The sequence below is a fragment of the Brevibacillus ruminantium genome, from assembly GCF_023746555.1.
In the GTDB taxonomy this organism is placed as follows: Bacteria; Bacillota; Bacilli; order Brevibacillales; family Brevibacillaceae; genus Brevibacillus; species Brevibacillus ruminantium.
The window spans coordinates 4,547,007-4,563,521 of sequence record NZ_CP098755.1; the positions used below are offsets into that span (position 1 = coordinate 4,547,007).

The window sequence follows — 16,515 nt, forward strand, 5'->3', positions numbered from 1 at the left end:
TTTGAAGCTGCTCTGAATTTGCTTTGAAACCGCTCTGATACTGCTCTGACATTCCCCCCTTATTCTGTTTTCAACGGAAAGAGGGGGATTTTTTGATGACGCTTTTACAAAATCGGGTATTTGCCAAAATGTTTGCCGCTTACGGCTTATCCACTCTCGGCGACTGGTTTGACTTCATCGCCGTATCCATGCTGCTTGGTTTTGTGTGGCATGCCGAGCCCATGATGCTTGCCCTGCTGCCGCTCGCCTACGCACTGCCGAGTGTCCTGTTGAGCCAATTCGCCGGAATGGCTGCAGACCGCAGCAACAAGCTTCGGGTGATGATTCTGACCGACCTGATTCGGGCCGCTTTGACCGTCCTGCTTATCTTTGCCCCAAATGCGTGGTGGCTGCTTGCCCTGGTGTTTGTTCGTTCTACTGCAGAGATTTTTTATACGCCTGCGCATCAATCCTTGACCAGGCAGGTCGTTCCAGAGGACCAGTTGCTTCAGGCCGCTTCTTTGAACGGAACCGTCTTTCAATCGGGCAAGCTGATTGGTCCGCTCCTGGGTGGAAGCCTTGCAGCCTTGGCTTCCCCTGCGCTGTGCCTTTTGATCAATGCCTTTAGCTTTGTGCTGTCAGCGGTCTGTCTCCTCATGATCGACAAAGGCTCCGTACGCGAAACTGCGTCGGAGCAGCAGCAAGAGACAGCAGCAGGCCAAGCGGAAAAACAAAGCTGGCTGCAGTCCTGGATGGAGGGCTGGCGTATTCTTTTAAAAAACCGGATCCTGCTGGCCAGCACACTGTTTTCGCTGCTCGCTTTGGCAGCGATTCAGCTGATCGATGCCCAGTTTGTCACGATTCTTCGCGAAAAGGCGCCTGATCGGCCTGAGCTTTTGGGTTATCTGATCAGTGCGATCGGGGTCGGTGCTTTGCTGGCTGTGAGCGTGATGTCTCGCTTCAGCGAGATCAACGCTTATGGCTGGGTACTGGGAGGCGGGGTGTTGTTGATCGGTATCATGGTTTCAGGGGCGGGCCTGTATCAGCCGGGTTCCAGCATACTTTTGCTGCTGGCTGCGGCCTTTCTTGGAGGAATCGGTACAGGGTTGACTACCGTTTGTTCCAGCTATCTTCGCCAGAAGGAAACACCCAGGGAAGCGATCGGGCGGGTCACTGGCATACTTGATTCACTAAGCAGTTCCATTTTTATTATCGCCCCGCTGCTGGGGGGACTGTTGGTTCAAACATGGGGTGCCAGCCTGAGCTTTCAATGGATCGGGCTGCTCATCGGTGGAATCGGCGGCAGTGGTATCTTGCTCCAGAAGCTGATCCGGAGAAGTACGCAAGAAAAAAGACTGCTAGAGATGTGAATGGCGGCGTTCCTCCAACTGCCGCTCCAGGATGTATTTGCGCAGCGTATGGAAATAACGGGACTGTATCCCGACAATCTTGCAGCCGTAATGGTAGGTGTCTTTTTCCATACGCTGGTGGATCACCTGAACCTCCACCTGTATCGCGCCGTCCGACCGGCCGCGGCCGTAAAGCTCTGTGGACAAAATGAACTTGTTTTCACAGGCAAGCTGCTTCTCAGTTCTAAGCGCCAATCCTCCCAGACTCAGATTGGTCAATTGCACGCGCTGGGCATGGAGGGGCAAACGTCCATGAGCGGAAGTCAATTTGCACTGAACCCAGGCGGACAGATTGACATCAAAGCGAGGATAACGTCGCCGCTGTTCACGGTATTCAACAACGGTTGGGGAGTGGAAAAGAAATACGCGATTTTTTTCTTTGGCCAGCACAACCGCTTCAAAATTACTGATCGTCTCGTAATTATCGGTTAACAAACAGGGCAACTGGTCGCCAACCGAGACTTCCAAATCATCCGGGAAGACGACTTCAATCAAGTCGCCCTCTTCATAGGTGACATTGCCTTCAAACAATTGCTTCCCTTTTTTTATCTGCAAGAAGCTTTCCATCTACAGTCTCCACCACTTCTTGTAAAGATTTGCTGCATTCTTCCATCCAGACTGAAATCCATCATTTTTCACGTAAAATAAGGTATAATGGGAACATTGACAGATAGGAGGTAACAATAACCGATGAATCGATATCAATGTGTTACATTGGCTCTGGCCTTTGGTGTGGCTGCCTGCCTCATCGGAGTCGGTGTCGCGATCGGTGAGCGAAGCTCGCTAGGTGTCATCGGTGGAATCCTCGGCGCCTGTGCCTTAATGGGGTACGGATTCTCATACAAACGAAAACACATGCGCTAAACGGTGGAATCTACCGTCTCACGAGCAGACTATTTACGTAAAACAACACAGACGGCAATCCTTTGGCCTGCTTCAAAAGTTGTCTCGCAATGGTATAAATGCGAGGCTGGTTGCGATTCACTTTGCGGTCCACCAGATAAAAGGCCACCAGACCATCCACAATCATACGGTGAAAAGCCGGATTGGGCAAGCGTTCTACGCTTGCCTTTGCTTGTTTGATAAAGTACTGCAAGCGCTCAGTCGCCTCTTGCTCCGAGTGGTAGTAGCTGACGAAGTTTAAATCTCCGCCAAGCCTGTCCTCTTCCATATCAATCAGGTAGTCCAGCAATATATGCAGTCCGCTGATCCACGGAAAGTAGGCATCATTCACTGCGGCAATCTCTTCCTCCCGCAGATCTTTCTCGGTAGCCATGCAGAACAAGGCAAATATGTTGATCGTCGAACCCGTAACCGCAGCGAACTCCTGCCAGTACAATCCCTCGTTCTCTTCCTTGTGCTCGTCCCACCACGCGAGCAGACGGGCTTCCCGCTGGTCATGAGCGATGTGCTTGTACACCTGCAAATCACTGTAGAGACAGGAGAGTCTCAACACATGCGGCTTGATTTTGTCATACCCGGGCAATTGAGCGGTATACCGCTGACAGGCCAAAACCAGCTCCCCCAAGAAACCACTGTCATTTTTCTCATCCCGGTACTGGTAATATTCTTGGAGCGGAGCCCCTGGGGTAAGCGCATCCTGCATGGATCTATGTAATTGGCGGAAATCGACCGGATCAAGCGAAGTACTGCGGTCGCACAGATTATCCAGATAATCGCTGATCGTTTGATAGGCAACGATCAGCGGCACAATCACTTCTGCGTGAGGAATGACTTGTGCTGCGTATACCGATCCTCCCTGGCAGTGAAACTTTTTGCTCTCCATACTGGCCATCGCCTGTTTTCGCAATTCCGGATCGTCAATCCTTTGCGCCCGCTCGTACCAGGCACTGAAGTCCTTTTCCAAAATCGGTTGCACATGGCGATACATCCGATAAAGCAATTGCCATGGATGACGTAGCTCCCTCACATCTTTCCCTCCTAGCCGGCAACACCGTTGCACCCGTATCCGCACCCTCATGGCAGAACAGCCGGTACGGACTCTGTATTCAATAGAGATATCTTACCACAAATGCCGGCCTGGACCAAAAGGATCAGTGGGCTTCTCACGCAGGTTTCTGCACATTTTTTATCCCAATAAACGCTTCGCTTCCAGATACAGGACCAGAATGAATTTTTTAGCTCTTCACCGTAAAACGTGCTTGATCTCCCTCTATCGCAGTTTTTCGTAGTTATGTAGCCGGTTTACACTCCAGTCTAATGCGAATCTTGAATCTCTCTAGATTGCGGTAGCCGTAGGCTCTTCGTTTGATCACCTTCACTTTGTTGTGTGTCCCTTCAATCTTGGCATTCGTTACCCGAAAGGAGAAATAATTCTGAATGGGCTCTCGCCACTGGACAATCGTTTTGGCAATGGAACGAACCGCAGGAGTCGGAGAATAGAGATGGTCGTCAATCCATTTCTGAAGTGCTTCCTCGCCTGCCTCTTGGGTTTGAACGGCATACACGGTTCTTATGTCTTGAAGCGCAAAGTAGAGTCGTTTGAGGTGTGGATCTTCTGCTAACCAATTCTTCAGTTCCTGAAGCTCTTCGGGCTTCAGCTTGTCAGGGATCGTATGGAGCAGGCGTTGCTCATGTCTGCCCCGACGATGTGTTCCACGAGCATGAGTGCGTTTTCGGGTAGCTTCCAACGCTTTCGAGAAAAGCTGGATCACGTGAAATTTATCTGCTACCACAAGGGTATGCTTCCAGACTTGGCGTACTGTTTCAGCCATTCCTGGAGCCAAATCCGTGACAACTACATGGGGAGCCTTACGAAAGGGCCATTGCTGCAGGGCGTTTCGTACCTGTTCACGTGAACGTCCTTCTGTGACTTGCCAGATATGACCGGTTTGAGCATCCATGAGGTTCACGCCGTACTTATGTCCTTTTTGCAACGCAAACTCATCCAGACAGACCACTTCAGGAGCTTCATGTTCTTTTGGTTGAGCAAGGCGTTGGGGGGCCAGTTGGTAGTACCAGCGTTCGAGTGTCGAGTAGGCCACACTCAATTGCTTGGCAACCGAGAGCAAATCCCGGCCGCGGCACATATCCACCGCCATCTCTTGAAAAGCAGAGGTGACCAATCCTCGAGGCGGGATACCGTTCCATTCCACTGTCCATGTAAGCCCACAACTCGCACAGCGCTGGCGATACACGGGAACGGATACCCAGACGGTCCCCCAAGAAGGAACGAAACGATGACGAAGAATACGCCGTCCAGGACGGGCATGGTTGGTACTGGCTCGGAGACAGATCGGACAAAGATAACAAGCAGAATTCGGTTCCAGAACAGCGATCCAATCCGTTTCCGTTGTTTTTTCCCAATGAGTGAGATGGAATGATGGAAGTCTGACAAAGTCTGTGCTAAAATCAAGGCACAACGCAGATTTCCTCCTTTTCAGTGGTTGTCTCGACAACTCCCACGATAGAGGAACATCTGCGTTTTTTCAATGTCTAGCACGGGTTATGGTGATGAATCAATTTTTTTGTATTGATCTTCGTCGACGAAGGCGCTGTTTCTGTATGCGCTTCCAACTCCTTCATGCGCTTGCGTACCTCTATGAAATCGAAGAACGTAGAAGCATAAGCCTCAAATTTGGGATTGGCAAAGTCAGTCAGCCCGAGAGAAGCGAGGTGAGAGAGTCCCTGATAAATCGCTCGGCGCACTCGCTGTTCGGCAGCTTTGACCTCTTTTTGCAGCTCGGCATCGCTGGCCTCTATCCCAAGCTTATGTCTGGCAACCCGGAGAAACGTTTCTTTTAAAGAAGGAAATTCATAATCGCCTGTGGCCATCTTCTCATCACCATGCAGATAGCCCAGCATTTCGAGCAAATCCTTGCTCCCGCTCTCGCCAATCATTCCCAGCTCGGTTAATAAAAACTTGCCCGGTGTCTGAATGGTTTTTTCGGTAAAAGGCTGCTCTCGCTGCTCGCGCGGACTTGCTCCGTCGAGCACGCTAAGTGAGCGCTGAATCCCCTCGATGGACCGCTGCAGCAAAATCCGTTCCTGCACCTTTTGCAGCACGCTCAAGACTTCCAGTCGATTGATCGGTTTGATGATGTAATACTCAATACCGAGCGAGTACGCTTCTGCGATCATTTCCTTGGATTCGATCTGCGAAATCATCACAATCCGCCCATCGAAGTCCTGAAGCTGCCGAATCGTTTCAATCCCGTCCCGATTCGGCATCAACAGATCGATCAGCAGGATGTCTACCTTTTTCAACTGTAGATAATCCGTGTCGATTTGCGATCCGTCCTCTGCTTCTCCCGCAATTTCGCCGAGGTCGGCATCTTCAATGATCTGAGCAAGCATGGAGCGCACTGCCTGATCATCATCTGTAATGAAGTACCGCATATTATCAACCTTTCTGGACAAGATTTTCGATGGGCAAACGAATCCGGAAGACGGTATTGTACCCGTCTGTATCGTCCATGAGATCAACCTGCCCCTGCAGGTTTTCCACGACCTCTTTTACATAGCAAAGCCCGATTCCTGTGGACGGATCACCAGATACGTCGTACTTGGTCGTAAAGCCGGGCATGAAGAGCAGCTCCCGATCCTTGAAGGCTACACCCGGTCCGTCATCCTTCACCGTAAAGAGAAAGAACCTTTCTTCCTCCAGCGTCACCGTAATGACCACTGTTCCGCGTTCGCGGATCGCTTCTACCGCATTGGCCACCAAATTATTGACCAGAGACAGGGTCGTAAAAATATGGCAGCCCAGATAAGGGGTGTCCACCTGATACGTAAAGCTGATGTCTTTCCTCAGTAGCTTGGCGTATTTCTCATTGGCTCGCACGACCACCTTCATCAGTTCGCCCAGTGTCATGTAATCCCGGTCATTCTCATCTGAAATGAGTTTCGACAGCCCCGCAAAAATCCGCTGATTGTCCTTTTTTACCTCATGGACCTGTCCGGCAATCCGCAGGGCTCGCTTGGCATAATGGCTGTTTTCCCCATCACCTGGCTCCTGTTCTTTCAACTCGCGATAGAGCTCATAGCAATCCCGAGTGATATCCTCCACGTCCCGCAGCGTTTTTTTCAAATGAATCGACTCTTCGTACAAATTGGAAACCAAAATGAGCATGTGTTCATTTCGCGTCCGCTGCTGCTCCTCCATCCACTTGGCCTGGCGCAACTGGATCATGTTGAAAAAACTGAGTACGAAGAAACTGCGGATCAGCGCAATCACCGCAACGGAACTAATTACCTCCCATTGAAACACGGCATGCCAGTGCGGGGAGCGGAACCATAGTTCAACCAGATTAGCGGCAATTTCTGCGATCGTGGCGAGAAAGCCGACGAGCAAAGGAAGCTGGTGAAACTGATTGACGCGAAAAAGCGAAAAAATAATCGAGAATGTCCCGTAAAAGACAAAAGCCGGGAGGTGCAGCTTGATTGAGGTCATCAGGTGAAAGGAGTCAAAGGAGAGCCAATCAAGACCAAGCCGGAATAGCACAACGGCAAGTCCTGTCAGCAGGCCTGTCAAATAGGCCGGAATTTTCCTCAACCATAGCAAGAAAAAGAAAAAAGCCGTCGTTCCAAAACTGATTCGAAAGTCATCTTGAAACGGATGAAATTTCAATTCTCCAGCGATGGGAACGGCTATGAGCATCACCAACAAAATGTATAAATTTTCTCTCATAATCGACCGCTTTCTTTGTCGAAAGGTTATAGATACTTATTTTACTATATTTTTCTATAGTTTTTTGTAGTTTTTTATAGGTATGCGCTTACACTGCTAGATGGTAGTTCCTTTGACCTCGCATAAAAGTTGGATATTTGCGAATAAGGGTACTACAGGAAATCTACAGAAAAATCTTTTAAGGGGGAAAATTACATGAAAAAACGCAGTCTCCTTCTTTCACTGACACTGCTTTTGACTGCTTCGCTGGTAACAGCCTGTGGCGGCGGTTCCCAAGGCGGCGGTGGAGCAGCCGGAAGCAATGATCCTTCTCAGTTGATCATCGCAACAGGCGGTACGGGCGGAACCTACTATCCGCTTGGCGGCGGTATGGCTGACCTGATCGGCAAAAATGCCGGCGTAACCGCAACCGCGCAGGCAACGGGCGCTTCGGCAGAAAACATCCGTCTGATTCGTGACAAGAAGGCTGATATCGCTTTCACACAAAGTGACATCGCTGATTACGCCAGCAAAGGCCAAAATATGTTTGAACAAGACGGGAAAATCGACGCATTCCAAGCCATGGGCTCACTCTACAATGAGACCATTCAAATCGTTGTCTCCGGCGACAGCAATATCAACAGCGTAGCTGACCTGAAAGGCAAGCGCGTTTCTGTAGGCGCTCCTGGTAGCGGTACGGAGATGAATGCTCAGCAAATCCTGGAAGCATACGGTCTGACATTTGACGATCTGCAATTGCAACGACTCTCTTTCGCAGACTCTGCAAAAGCGATCCAAGACAACAAGCTGGATGCTGCCTTCCAAACAGCCGGTACGCCAACTGCAGCGATTACCGAGCTGGCTGCAACCAAAGGCGTGAAAATCATTCCGGTGGATGCAGACAAGATCGACGCGCTGATCGCCAAATATCCGTTCTATGTAAAAACTACCATTCCGGCTAACACCTATTCGACTGTTCCGGAAGAAATCAATACCGTTTCCGTAAAAGCCATGCTCGTAATCCGCGCTGACCTGAGCGAAGATTTGGTATACAAAGCGACCAAGGCTATTTTTGAAAACACAGACAAACTGGGTCATGCCAAAGCAAAAGAAATCACGATTGAAGAAGGACTCGCCGGTGTGAGCTTGCCTGTACACCCGGGTGCAAAGAAATTCTTTGAAGAAAAAGGCGTAAAGTAAATCCCTATGTTTCAGGGAAAACCAGCAGGAAGCGGGAAAGGGCGGACCTCGTTCCGCCTTTTCTCCTTACTTCTGTTCATCACTGTCCTAACTTTTCTATTCATCCCCCTCTCCCCTGCTCTGGTCATCCGGGACAACGAGACAAACCGGATCGTCTGGAGCAATCGAATGGAAGAAAACGGAACTTTCAAGCTGCGCTGGACTCATTCTATTCACCGTACACCCGTAGAAGAGACATACCTCGTCCGCAACGGGCAACTTCTTCTTTCTGAATTGGCTTTTCAGGACTATGGAATCGGCATGGAAAGCGAGCTGGCTCCTGGAGAAAAACTGATCAGCCAGAATGGTCAATTTCGCATTGTCAATATGAACCGTGTATTCCCTGCCTTGCACCTGTTTATCGGTCAGGTGAGGGCTAAACATACACTGCTTTTCGCTGGAGAGGAGATACCGCTCGCAAGCGTCGACAGGCCGGGGGCGGCCGTTACCATTCAAGTAGAGAAGCGATCCATTTTGAATGAGATTGGAGGGTACTAGATGAGCACACAAAACATGAGTCAGCAAGAGATGGATCAGCTAATCGCTCAGTACGACAAGGAATCTGCCGTACGGCAATTTATCGGCCCGATGAAATGGATCACATTTTGTCTGTTGGTATTGTTCACTGTTTATCAGCTAGTCAGCACCATTTTCTTTGCCCTGCCGCCACAGATTCATCGCCCGATTCACTTGGCTTTCGGTCTGGGACTGATCTTCTTGATGTATCCGCTCAGCACCAAAAAGAATAACCACAAAATTGGCATTTTCGGCATCATTCTGGCGATATTCGCATTCCTGTTGCCGCTCTACTGGGTCTATGACTATGAGGGACTGGTCGTCCGAACAGGAAACTATACCGGACTTGATCTGGTAGTCGGCGGCATCGCTATCTTGCTGGTTCTGGAAGCAGCCCGCCGCGTAGTGGGGTTGCCGATCACGATTATTGCTTCCCTCTTCCTGTTGTATACGTACTTTGGACCGTGGATGCCGGGATTCCTGACACACCGCGGCAATGACGTCGACCGAATTATCGGTCACTCGTTCTTTACGCTGGAAGGGATTCTGGGTACACCGCTGGGTGTATCATCCACATTTATCTTCCTGTTTATTTTGTTTGGAGCGTTTCTTGAAAAAACAGGGGTTGGCCAGTATTTCAACGACCTGGCCCTGGTTGTAGCAGGACGCCGTATCGGGGGACCTGCAAAAGTAGCGGTTTTCTCCAGCGCGCTGCAGGGTACGATCAGCGGCAGCTCTGTCGCCAACGTGGTTACATCCGGCTCCTTCACCATTCCAATGATGAAACGCCTGGGTTACCGAAAGGAATTCGCAGGTGCGGTAGAAGCCGCTGCATCGACCGGTGGACAAATCATGCCGCCAATCATGGGGGCAGCCGCCTTCCTGATGTCCGAGTTTTTGAACAAGCCGTATATCGAGATTGCCAAAGCGGCAACACTGCCGGCCCTTCTCTATTTTACCGGGGTGTGGATTATGACGCATCTGGAGGCCAAGCGGATGGGATTGCGCGGCCTGAAAAAAGAAGAATTGCCGGATAAAAAAGAAGTGCTGAAACGGATTTATCTGCTTCTGCCGATCTTTGTGATTATCTTTACGCTGCTGAGCGGCGTTTCCCCTGAAATGTCTGCCATTGTCGGGATTGCTTCGACCATCGTCGTCGGCGCCTTCCGCAAAGAGACGCGCATGTCTTTTGTTGATATCATGGAAGCCTTCGCTTCCGGTGCTCGAACTGCATTGGGCGTGGTTGCCGCTACCGCTTGTGCGGGTATTATCGTCGGCACCGTCACGCTCACCGGTATCGGCCTTAAACTGGCAAATGGCCTGATCGATATGGCAGGAGGCATTCTGTTCCTGACGCTGTTCTTTACCATGATCGCTTCGCTGATCCTGGGGATGGGTACGCCTACGACTGCAAACTACATTATTACGTCTACGATTGCCGCACCTGCCCTGGTTCAAATGGGAGTGCCTGATCTGGCGGCCCACATGTTTACGTTCTATTTTGGTATCGTCGCGGATATTACGCCGCCTGTCGCCTTAGCGGCCTTTGCCGCCTCGGGGATAGCCAAATCGAAGCCGATGCAGACGGGTGTGCAATCCACCAAATTAGCCATTGCCGCCTTTATGGCACCGTATATTTTCGTCGTTTCACCGCAATTGCTGTTGATTGATACCACCTTTATGGAGTCACTTTTGGTGATGATTACCTCTGTACTGGGGATGATTGGCGTCGGTGCAGGGATTATTGGACACTGGATGTCCAAACTGAATCCGCTTGAGCGTCTGTTGGCCGCAACCGGCGGAATTTTGGCCGTAATTCCAGGCCTGCTCACGGACGTCATTGGCCTTGCGCTTCTGGCTGTCATCTTTGCCATCTCCTACTACAAAGGCAAAAAGGTAGAACCTGCAGCTTCTATATAAGAAAGTAAACGATCAGACGGACTTTCTCCTTAACGTTGAAAGTCCGTCTGATGCTTTGTCAGGAGAGGGCTATTCCTTGTTCGAGACGGTCAGCCTCGTCCAGCCCTCCGCTTGTTCTACTTTTCGCTCTTTCATTAATTTGCCCAGCGCTCGCTTGAAAGCAGACTTACTCATGCCGAATTTTTCCCGGACGACGTCAGCCGGTGTATCATCGGTGTAGGGCATTGATCCGCCCCTTCCAGCCAGATAATCCAGCAGTTTGTCGGCATCTTCTCCATACCGTTCTTCCTTGCGTCCCCGCATCGATCCGTTGATCCGTCCGTCTTCACGCACAAAGCTCACCCGGCTGCGAAGCGATTGGCCCAAACGGAGCGGCTCTGTCATCTCTTCCCGATGGATAAACATGACGTGCTCTTCATCTGTGAACAGAAAAGCCCCGTCTTTGATGACCTTGTACACCGTTCCCTCTACCCATTGATTATGCAAGCTGCTCTCGGCCGGCACCGAAATCTTGCTGATCTCTTCCTCTGTCACTGGTTTCGCCAACAGTCGCCCCAGCTTGTCCCGTTTCAACGTGACCAGCAGTCTGTCCCCGGGCTGCGGCCATTCTTCCTTCAGTTTGGGCAGGTCGTCGATGAACAGCAGCAAATCCTTTTCAATGCCGTTGTCCAGAAATACGCCCATCTGCGGCAGACGGTCCACGACCTCCAACCAGCCGTATTCATCTACTCCGACATAGGGCTGATCCATTGTTGCAGCCAGCCGGTTTTCATGATCATGATAGAGAAACACCTCTACCCGATCGCCGCTCTTCAAACGGCCTTCCGCTTCCCGGCGATGCAGGAATACCTCGTCCTCTCCTGCCCGCAAAAAATAGCCGGGTTCGATTTCCCTCTCCACCGTCATGGTCAGCTGCATGCCTGCCTGCAAACCCGAAGGCGGGGTATACGGCTTCTTTTTGTCCCCTGGCTTGATCAGCTTTCCGGTCAAGTCTCGCTGTACGCGTTTTTTTGGCTGTTGTCCCCGTTGGCCCGGTCGGCTCCCCTGATTTCTCTGATAACCTGAATGTCTTTGATTCATTGCTTCTTTCCTCGCTTCCATGCATATGCACCCTTACTATCCCATTTTCTTCTGGAGATTGCCACCATTATTTATGAGAAAAACGGATATGCGCTTTGTGAGCGAAAAAAAGGCAAATCTCGTCCATTTCCACATACATATTGTGTACAAGAGTGTATTCCGTTCGCCTCGTTTTCACACGCGCAAGATCATGGAAAAGATGGGAGCGAAATTGCGATGCTGGTTTTACTGGAACATATTTTTCTGGGAATTGTGCAAGGCTTGACCGAATTTCTGCCGATCTCCAGTACAGGACATCTGGTTCTGTTTCGCAAACTGTTCGGGATGCAGGAAGCCGGGTTGTTGTTTGATACGATGCTGCACTTCGGCACCCTGATTGCTGTCGTGATCGTGTTCTGGTCGGAAATCCGCCATGTTTTGCTCCATCCGACAGGAAAGCTGGCCAGGTTGCTGGTCGTCGGAACGATACCGACAGCCGTCATCGGCCTTGCCTTTGAAGATTATTTTGAGGAAATCTCGCGTACGGGCGTGACTATCGGCTGGGAATTCCTGGCTACAGGAGTAATCCTCTGGGCGGTAGAGTCCATGCGCCGTGGCAAACGTAAATTTGAGCAAATCACCTATACCGATGCGCTGATCGTGGGGACACTCCAAGGTGCTGCCATCCTGCCGGCCATCTCCCGCTCCGGACTGACGATTGCCGGTTCCCTCATGCGCGGTATCGATCGTGCAGATGCTGCCCGGTTCTCGTTTCTTTTGTCCCTGCCCGCCATACTGGGTGCGTCTGCTTTGCAAACGGTCAAGCTGGTTAAAGCGCCACTCCATTCATCGTATGAGCTCATCCCGCTGCTGGTTGGAACCGGTTTTGCAGCGATTTCCGGCTACGTGGCGATTCGCTGGATGCTGAAAATTATCAGCAATGGCTCGATGAAAGGGTTTGCCCTGTACGTCTGGGCTCTTGGACTTTTGATTCTGGGCTTGCAGTTTATGGGGCGCTAGGAGGGACTGAGTGGGTGTTGAGAAATTGGACCGTTAAAAAAGCTGGCACATCACCAGCATGAATTGCTTGCCCTCACCGCGGTTTTACTTGCTCTCTTCCCTGTCTTCATAGCGGCTGGCCACCAGCTTGGCTACGAGCAGTACAATTCCGTAAAACGCTGTCGCCAACAGCGAGGTAGCCAGCCAGGAGCGGGTTCCCAATATCAGATACAGCAAGGCATGTGCTGCAAAAATAACGACCAGCCAAACGAAAACATTTATCCGGTTAATAAAGGAATACAAACTTCGCAAACAAACGACACCTCCAACACGCATCTATACTGTTGTTATTGCCGTTCTGCTGTTGTGTTATCCCCGCGACGGTTCGATTCCTTCATTTTTACCCCGCACCTGAAAATCAGCTTTTTGCAAAATCTCAGCGAGCACCTCCCATGGCGTGTGTGCCACCTGCGCGTACATACTTTGTGTGTGAAGATGATAGGCGTCCGGGAAATCCTCGGCAAGCTGAGAGCGCAGTTTTTTGCCGCTGTCATCCTCATCCGTAAAAATGTAGATTTCGTCTGCTTCTTCTAATTGTTCAGCGAGATGAGCGGCCTTCTCTGCACTGTACGTTCCGTACGTGCAAACGAACAAAACTGGCTCTGCCACGATATGTTGCAGCTTTTCCCTGTCTGTTTTCCCCTCTACAATGATCGCCCGGATCTGGTTCATATCTGTTTCCCTCCGTCATCGTGCCATATCCGTAGTATACCTTACCTGAGCAGGCAAACAGGAGATCGTCGACAAAATCTGGATGTGTAGCAAGTCCGTTCGGATGGAATGGTAACGATAGCAAAACAAGAAAGGAATGAGAACAGGGATGGCCAATTGGAAGAGTGCGAAAAACCTGAACCAAAAGGGACTTGCTGTAACCGGCCTGACGAGCAGTACCGTCGCTGACGATACGCATACGGAAGATAATCAGGGCAGCTCCAAAGCGCATCGCGAACAGAGCCAAAAGAATATTCGCCCTATGTAAAAAGAGAAGCTTGCACTCAGGCTTCTCTTTTTGCTGGCTGCTGTTTTTGCAGCAGCAGCGGCATCAAAATGACAGCACCGATCAGAAACAGGCATCCGCTGATGGAATAGACCGCCGGGAGGGAAAGTCCGCTTTTCAATCCTCCAGCCATAGACATTCCCAACACCATCATCCCCATAAATACCGGAGTGAGCGCTCCCCCTACACGTCCAATATACGGTCCTTCGGTATTTTGCAAAATCATCGTATTGATCCCAATGTGAATCGATGGGAAAAAGAGACCGTTCAATACCTGCAGGGCGAGAGTCAAAATGATACTGGTCGACCAGCCGATTCCGATCGTGCCCATCGTACTGGCCAAGAGGCCCATGGCAAGCAAGGTTTGCGGCCTAACCTTTTTGGCGATCCCCATAATGATTCCCCCGCCGAGCAGCATAGCTGCGCCATTGGCCATTAAAAGCCACTGCAAGAACTCTTTGTCCCTGCCCAAATTTTCAATGGTGACAAACAGCAGCATGGGTTGGATCAAACCGACGGCGAGTCCGGAAGCAGCAAACGTTCCGCCAAGTGTGCGCAGTGTGCGATTGGACGACACATAGCGAAGTCCCTCCATCAGCTCTCGCTTAAAGTTGGGATTCCCCTGGCTATTGTCTTCCGCTGGATCGCGGGGCAACAAGGAGAGGACTGCAGCCGAACCCAAGAACAGCAGGCCTGTCGTCACCAAAGAGACCGTCATCCCATACTGCTGATAAACGTAGGTTCCCAGGATCGGGCCGATCACCATAAAGAACGCCATCATTGATTGAAACATCGCCATGACTCCCTGCAGCTTCTCTTCCTGCACATGCCGCTTGAACATTTTCATCGCAGACGGCTGGGAGAACTGCGAGAGAATCGCGGAAAAGAGTGTAGCAAACAGCAGGACATGCCACGATCCCCAGAGAACAGCCAGCGAAACGGCAAAGATGGACAATGCCGACAACAAGTCGCAACTGACCATCGTCCGTTTTGGTTGCCAACGATCCGCAAACGTCCCCCCGATGATCGCAAAAAGGAAAATCGGCGCAAACTCCGCCACTGAGATGAGTGATACATACAGCGGATCGTTATGAGTCATCTCTGTCACGTAGAGCAAAATGGCAAAATTTCGAATCCAGATGCCAAGCTGCAAAAAAACGCGGGAAAAGATAATCGTTCGCACGTAACGATTTTTCATCAAATCGCCCATATCACAAACACCTTTCTGAAAAGTTTATTTAATAATAGACACTTTATAATTTTGTCTATGATTAGTCAACAAGAAAATCATTTCCACCTTTACATCCACACGGGAGCCTGCTATTCTGATCTGGTAAAAAATATTTTTATAAAGTTCTGAACAGAAGCTTTTCTTATAAGCTGGTGAACAAATACTTGCAGGACGGAGAGATCTTCGTGGAAGCGTCGTCACTTTGGAAGAATCGCTCGTTTCTCTTGCTGTGGTTGGCCCAATTGACTGCCAATATCGGTGATCAATGCTACAGCTTCGCTTTGCTGTGGTATCTTTTGCAGGCCACCCAGTCGGGAACGGTGCTCAGCTTGCTAGCCATTCCGGAAATGACGGCAGGACTGATCTTTTATCTGGTCGGAGGCGTGCTGGCCGACCGCTTCAACCCTCGGTCCTTGATGGTGGGAGCTGATCTTGCACGAATTTTCATCGCAGTTCTGGTGGGCATTATGGCGGCGATGAGTGTGAAGCAATTCGCTTTTTTCCTCGCTGCCCAGTTTCTGATCGGGGTTTTCTCCAGCCTGTTTCATCCGGCTCGTACCGTCGCATTGAAAGCGATTGTCCCCGTAGACCAGCTCAGCCGCTCCAATGCGATTCTGGACACCACGTTTCGGACGGTTCGGATCGCCGCTCCCATGACAATCGGCGTGGCTGCTGCCTGGCTTCCTCTGTCCAGCCTGTTTTTTATCAATGCCTTTACTTACTTGCTGTCTGCCTGTTTTCTCTATGCCTTGGGAAGAATTCCGCGCAGTCAGACGCTAGAAGCTGGTAGGCTAACTGCCGGGCAGTATTTCCGAGACATTGGCTCCGGCATCCAGGAACTGCGCAGTAAACGCCTGCTTTTTATTATTTTGCTTTTCAGCAACTCGGGCTTTCTCGTCTGGCAGGTGTGCTGGAATGTCGGATTTCCCTTTTTGGCAAACGGGATGGGGCAGGGCGATGGCAGCGTGTTAGCCGTCCTGATCGGCTCGTACGGGGTGGGGAACCTGTTTGGCAGTTTGTACATGGCGCGGCTTCATTATCAAAGACATCTGCTGATCGTCCTGTTCGGATGGCTCGTGCAGGCCATTGGCTTTCTCTTGTTAACGATGGGCCCCTCCTTTCACTGGCTTGCCTTCCTGGCGGCGGGAATTGCCGGCATAGGCGGACCTCTGATCGGGATTCCAGCGGTTACTGCAATCCAGACCAAAGCTGTGGATTCTCACACCGGCAAGGTTTACGCACTGCATATGCTGATGTTTACGGTATTCTCCATGATCTCCAGCAGCATGGGTGCTCTGTGGCTGGGAAAATGGCGGGTAGAGCAGCTATTTTTAGTCAGCGGACTTTTTCTCACCATTATGTGCGCCATCGGATTTGCCATCGAACGAAAAGCGAAGCAACAACAGCACCAGACCCACTCTGCATAAGCGGAGCGGCTGGTGCTTTTTGCTTCTGCTATGACATCCCGATATCCCGG

At 50.7% G+C, this 16,515-nt stretch carries 17 protein-coding genes; 8 read left to right on the forward strand and 9 right to left on the reverse strand.

The annotated features are described in order from the left end of the window. Positions 1 to 95: 95 nt before the first annotated feature. The gene (locus NDK47_RS22415; RefSeq protein WP_251871957.1) at positions 96 to 1,349 is read left to right on the forward strand and encodes an MFS transporter; all 1,254 of its coding nucleotides are present in this window, start codon (positions 96 to 98) and stop codon (positions 1,347 to 1,349) included. Here the strand turns inward: NDK47_RS22415 and NDK47_RS22420 are convergent. After that, entirely contained in the window at positions 1,338 to 1,955 is a 618-nt protein-coding gene (locus NDK47_RS22420) for a PilZ domain-containing protein (RefSeq protein ID WP_251871958.1), read from the reverse strand. The genes NDK47_RS22415 and NDK47_RS22420 overlap by 12 nt on opposite strands. 123 nt (positions 1,956 to 2,078) lie before the next feature. On the opposite strand from NDK47_RS22420, the gene NDK47_RS22425 reads away from it, so the two are divergent. Further along, complete coding sequence (locus NDK47_RS22425) at positions 2,079 to 2,252, forward strand: DUF5325 family protein (protein WP_251871959.1); 174 nt, start codon at positions 2,079 to 2,081, stop codon at positions 2,250 to 2,252. 10 nt (positions 2,253 to 2,262) lie between these two features. Here the strand turns inward: NDK47_RS22425 and NDK47_RS22430 are convergent, their stop codons facing one another. The 4 genes from NDK47_RS22430 to NDK47_RS22445 form a co-directional block, all read right to left on the reverse strand. Further along, positions 2,263 to 3,318, reverse strand: coding sequence for a tetraprenyl-beta-curcumene synthase family protein (locus NDK47_RS22430; RefSeq protein WP_251871960.1), 1,056 nt, complete (start codon positions 3,316 to 3,318; stop codon positions 2,263 to 2,265). 262 nt (positions 3,319 to 3,580) lie between these two features. After that, positions 3,581 to 4,771, reverse strand: coding sequence for an ISL3 family transposase (locus NDK47_RS22435; protein WP_172920624.1), 1,191 nt, complete (start codon positions 4,769 to 4,771; stop codon positions 3,581 to 3,583). Between the two features lie 73 nt (positions 4,772 to 4,844). Continuing rightward, entirely contained in the window at positions 4,845 to 5,747 is a 903-nt protein-coding gene (locus NDK47_RS22440) for a response regulator (RefSeq protein ID WP_251871961.1), read from the reverse strand. Between the two features lie 4 nt (positions 5,748 to 5,751). Then, positions 5,752 to 7,038, reverse strand: a complete 1,287-nt coding sequence (locus tag NDK47_RS22445; RefSeq protein ID WP_251871962.1) for a sensor histidine kinase — start codon at positions 7,036 to 7,038, stop codon at positions 5,752 to 5,754. Positions 7,039 to 7,233: 195 nt separating this feature from the next. Here NDK47_RS22445 and NDK47_RS22450 point away from each other — a divergent pair, with 195 nt between their 5' ends. From NDK47_RS22450 to NDK47_RS22460, 3 genes are read left to right on the forward strand one after another with little or no spacing between them, the layout of a single operon-like run. Further along, the gene (locus NDK47_RS22450) at positions 7,234 to 8,217 is read left to right on the forward strand and encodes a TAXI family TRAP transporter solute-binding subunit (RefSeq protein ID WP_251871963.1); all 984 of its coding nucleotides are present in this window, start codon (positions 7,234 to 7,236) and stop codon (positions 8,215 to 8,217) included. Positions 8,218 to 8,223: 6 nt separating this feature from the next. Then, the gene (locus tag NDK47_RS22455; RefSeq protein WP_251871964.1) at positions 8,224 to 8,754 is read left to right on the forward strand and encodes a DUF1850 domain-containing protein; all 531 of its coding nucleotides are present in this window, start codon (positions 8,224 to 8,226) and stop codon (positions 8,752 to 8,754) included. After that, entirely contained in the window at positions 8,755 to 10,692 is a 1,938-nt protein-coding gene (locus tag NDK47_RS22460; RefSeq protein WP_251871965.1) for a TRAP transporter permease, read from the forward strand. 69 nt (positions 10,693 to 10,761) lie between these two features. Here the strand turns inward: NDK47_RS22460 and NDK47_RS22465 are convergent, their stop codons facing one another. Further along, complete coding sequence (locus NDK47_RS22465) at positions 10,762 to 11,772, reverse strand: CvfB family protein (RefSeq protein WP_251871966.1); 1,011 nt, start codon at positions 11,770 to 11,772, stop codon at positions 10,762 to 10,764. A 216-nt stretch (positions 11,773 to 11,988) separates the two neighbouring features. On the opposite strand from NDK47_RS22465, the gene NDK47_RS22470 reads away from it, so the two are divergent. Continuing rightward, on the forward strand, positions 11,989 to 12,771 hold the full coding sequence (locus NDK47_RS22470) for an undecaprenyl-diphosphate phosphatase (protein ID WP_251871967.1): 783 nt from the start codon (positions 11,989 to 11,991) through the stop codon (positions 12,769 to 12,771). A gap of 84 nt (positions 12,772 to 12,855) precedes the next feature. Here the strand turns inward: NDK47_RS22470 and NDK47_RS22475 are convergent, their stop codons facing one another. Then, the gene (locus tag NDK47_RS22475; protein ID WP_251871968.1) at positions 12,856 to 13,062 is read right to left on the reverse strand and encodes a hypothetical protein; all 207 of its coding nucleotides are present in this window, start codon (positions 13,060 to 13,062) and stop codon (positions 12,856 to 12,858) included. A 57-nt stretch (positions 13,063 to 13,119) separates the two neighbouring features. Next, on the reverse strand, positions 13,120 to 13,482 hold the full coding sequence (locus NDK47_RS22480) for a toprim domain-containing protein (protein ID WP_251871969.1): 363 nt from the start codon (positions 13,480 to 13,482) through the stop codon (positions 13,120 to 13,122). Between the two features lie 148 nt (positions 13,483 to 13,630). Between NDK47_RS22480 and NDK47_RS22485 the strand changes: the two genes are divergently transcribed. Continuing rightward, entirely contained in the window at positions 13,631 to 13,789 is a 159-nt protein-coding gene (locus NDK47_RS22485) for a hypothetical protein (RefSeq protein WP_251871970.1), read from the forward strand. A gap of 16 nt (positions 13,790 to 13,805) precedes the next feature. Here NDK47_RS22485 and NDK47_RS22490 read toward each other — a convergent pair whose 3' ends face one another. Further along, positions 13,806 to 15,008, reverse strand: a complete 1,203-nt coding sequence (locus NDK47_RS22490; RefSeq protein ID WP_251876333.1) for an MFS transporter — start codon at positions 15,006 to 15,008, stop codon at positions 13,806 to 13,808. Between the two features lie 194 nt (positions 15,009 to 15,202). Between NDK47_RS22490 and NDK47_RS22495 the strand changes: the two genes are divergently transcribed. Then, complete coding sequence (locus NDK47_RS22495) at positions 15,203 to 16,465, forward strand: MFS transporter (RefSeq protein ID WP_251871971.1); 1,263 nt, start codon at positions 15,203 to 15,205, stop codon at positions 16,463 to 16,465. Positions 16,466 to 16,515 lie beyond the last annotated feature (50 nt).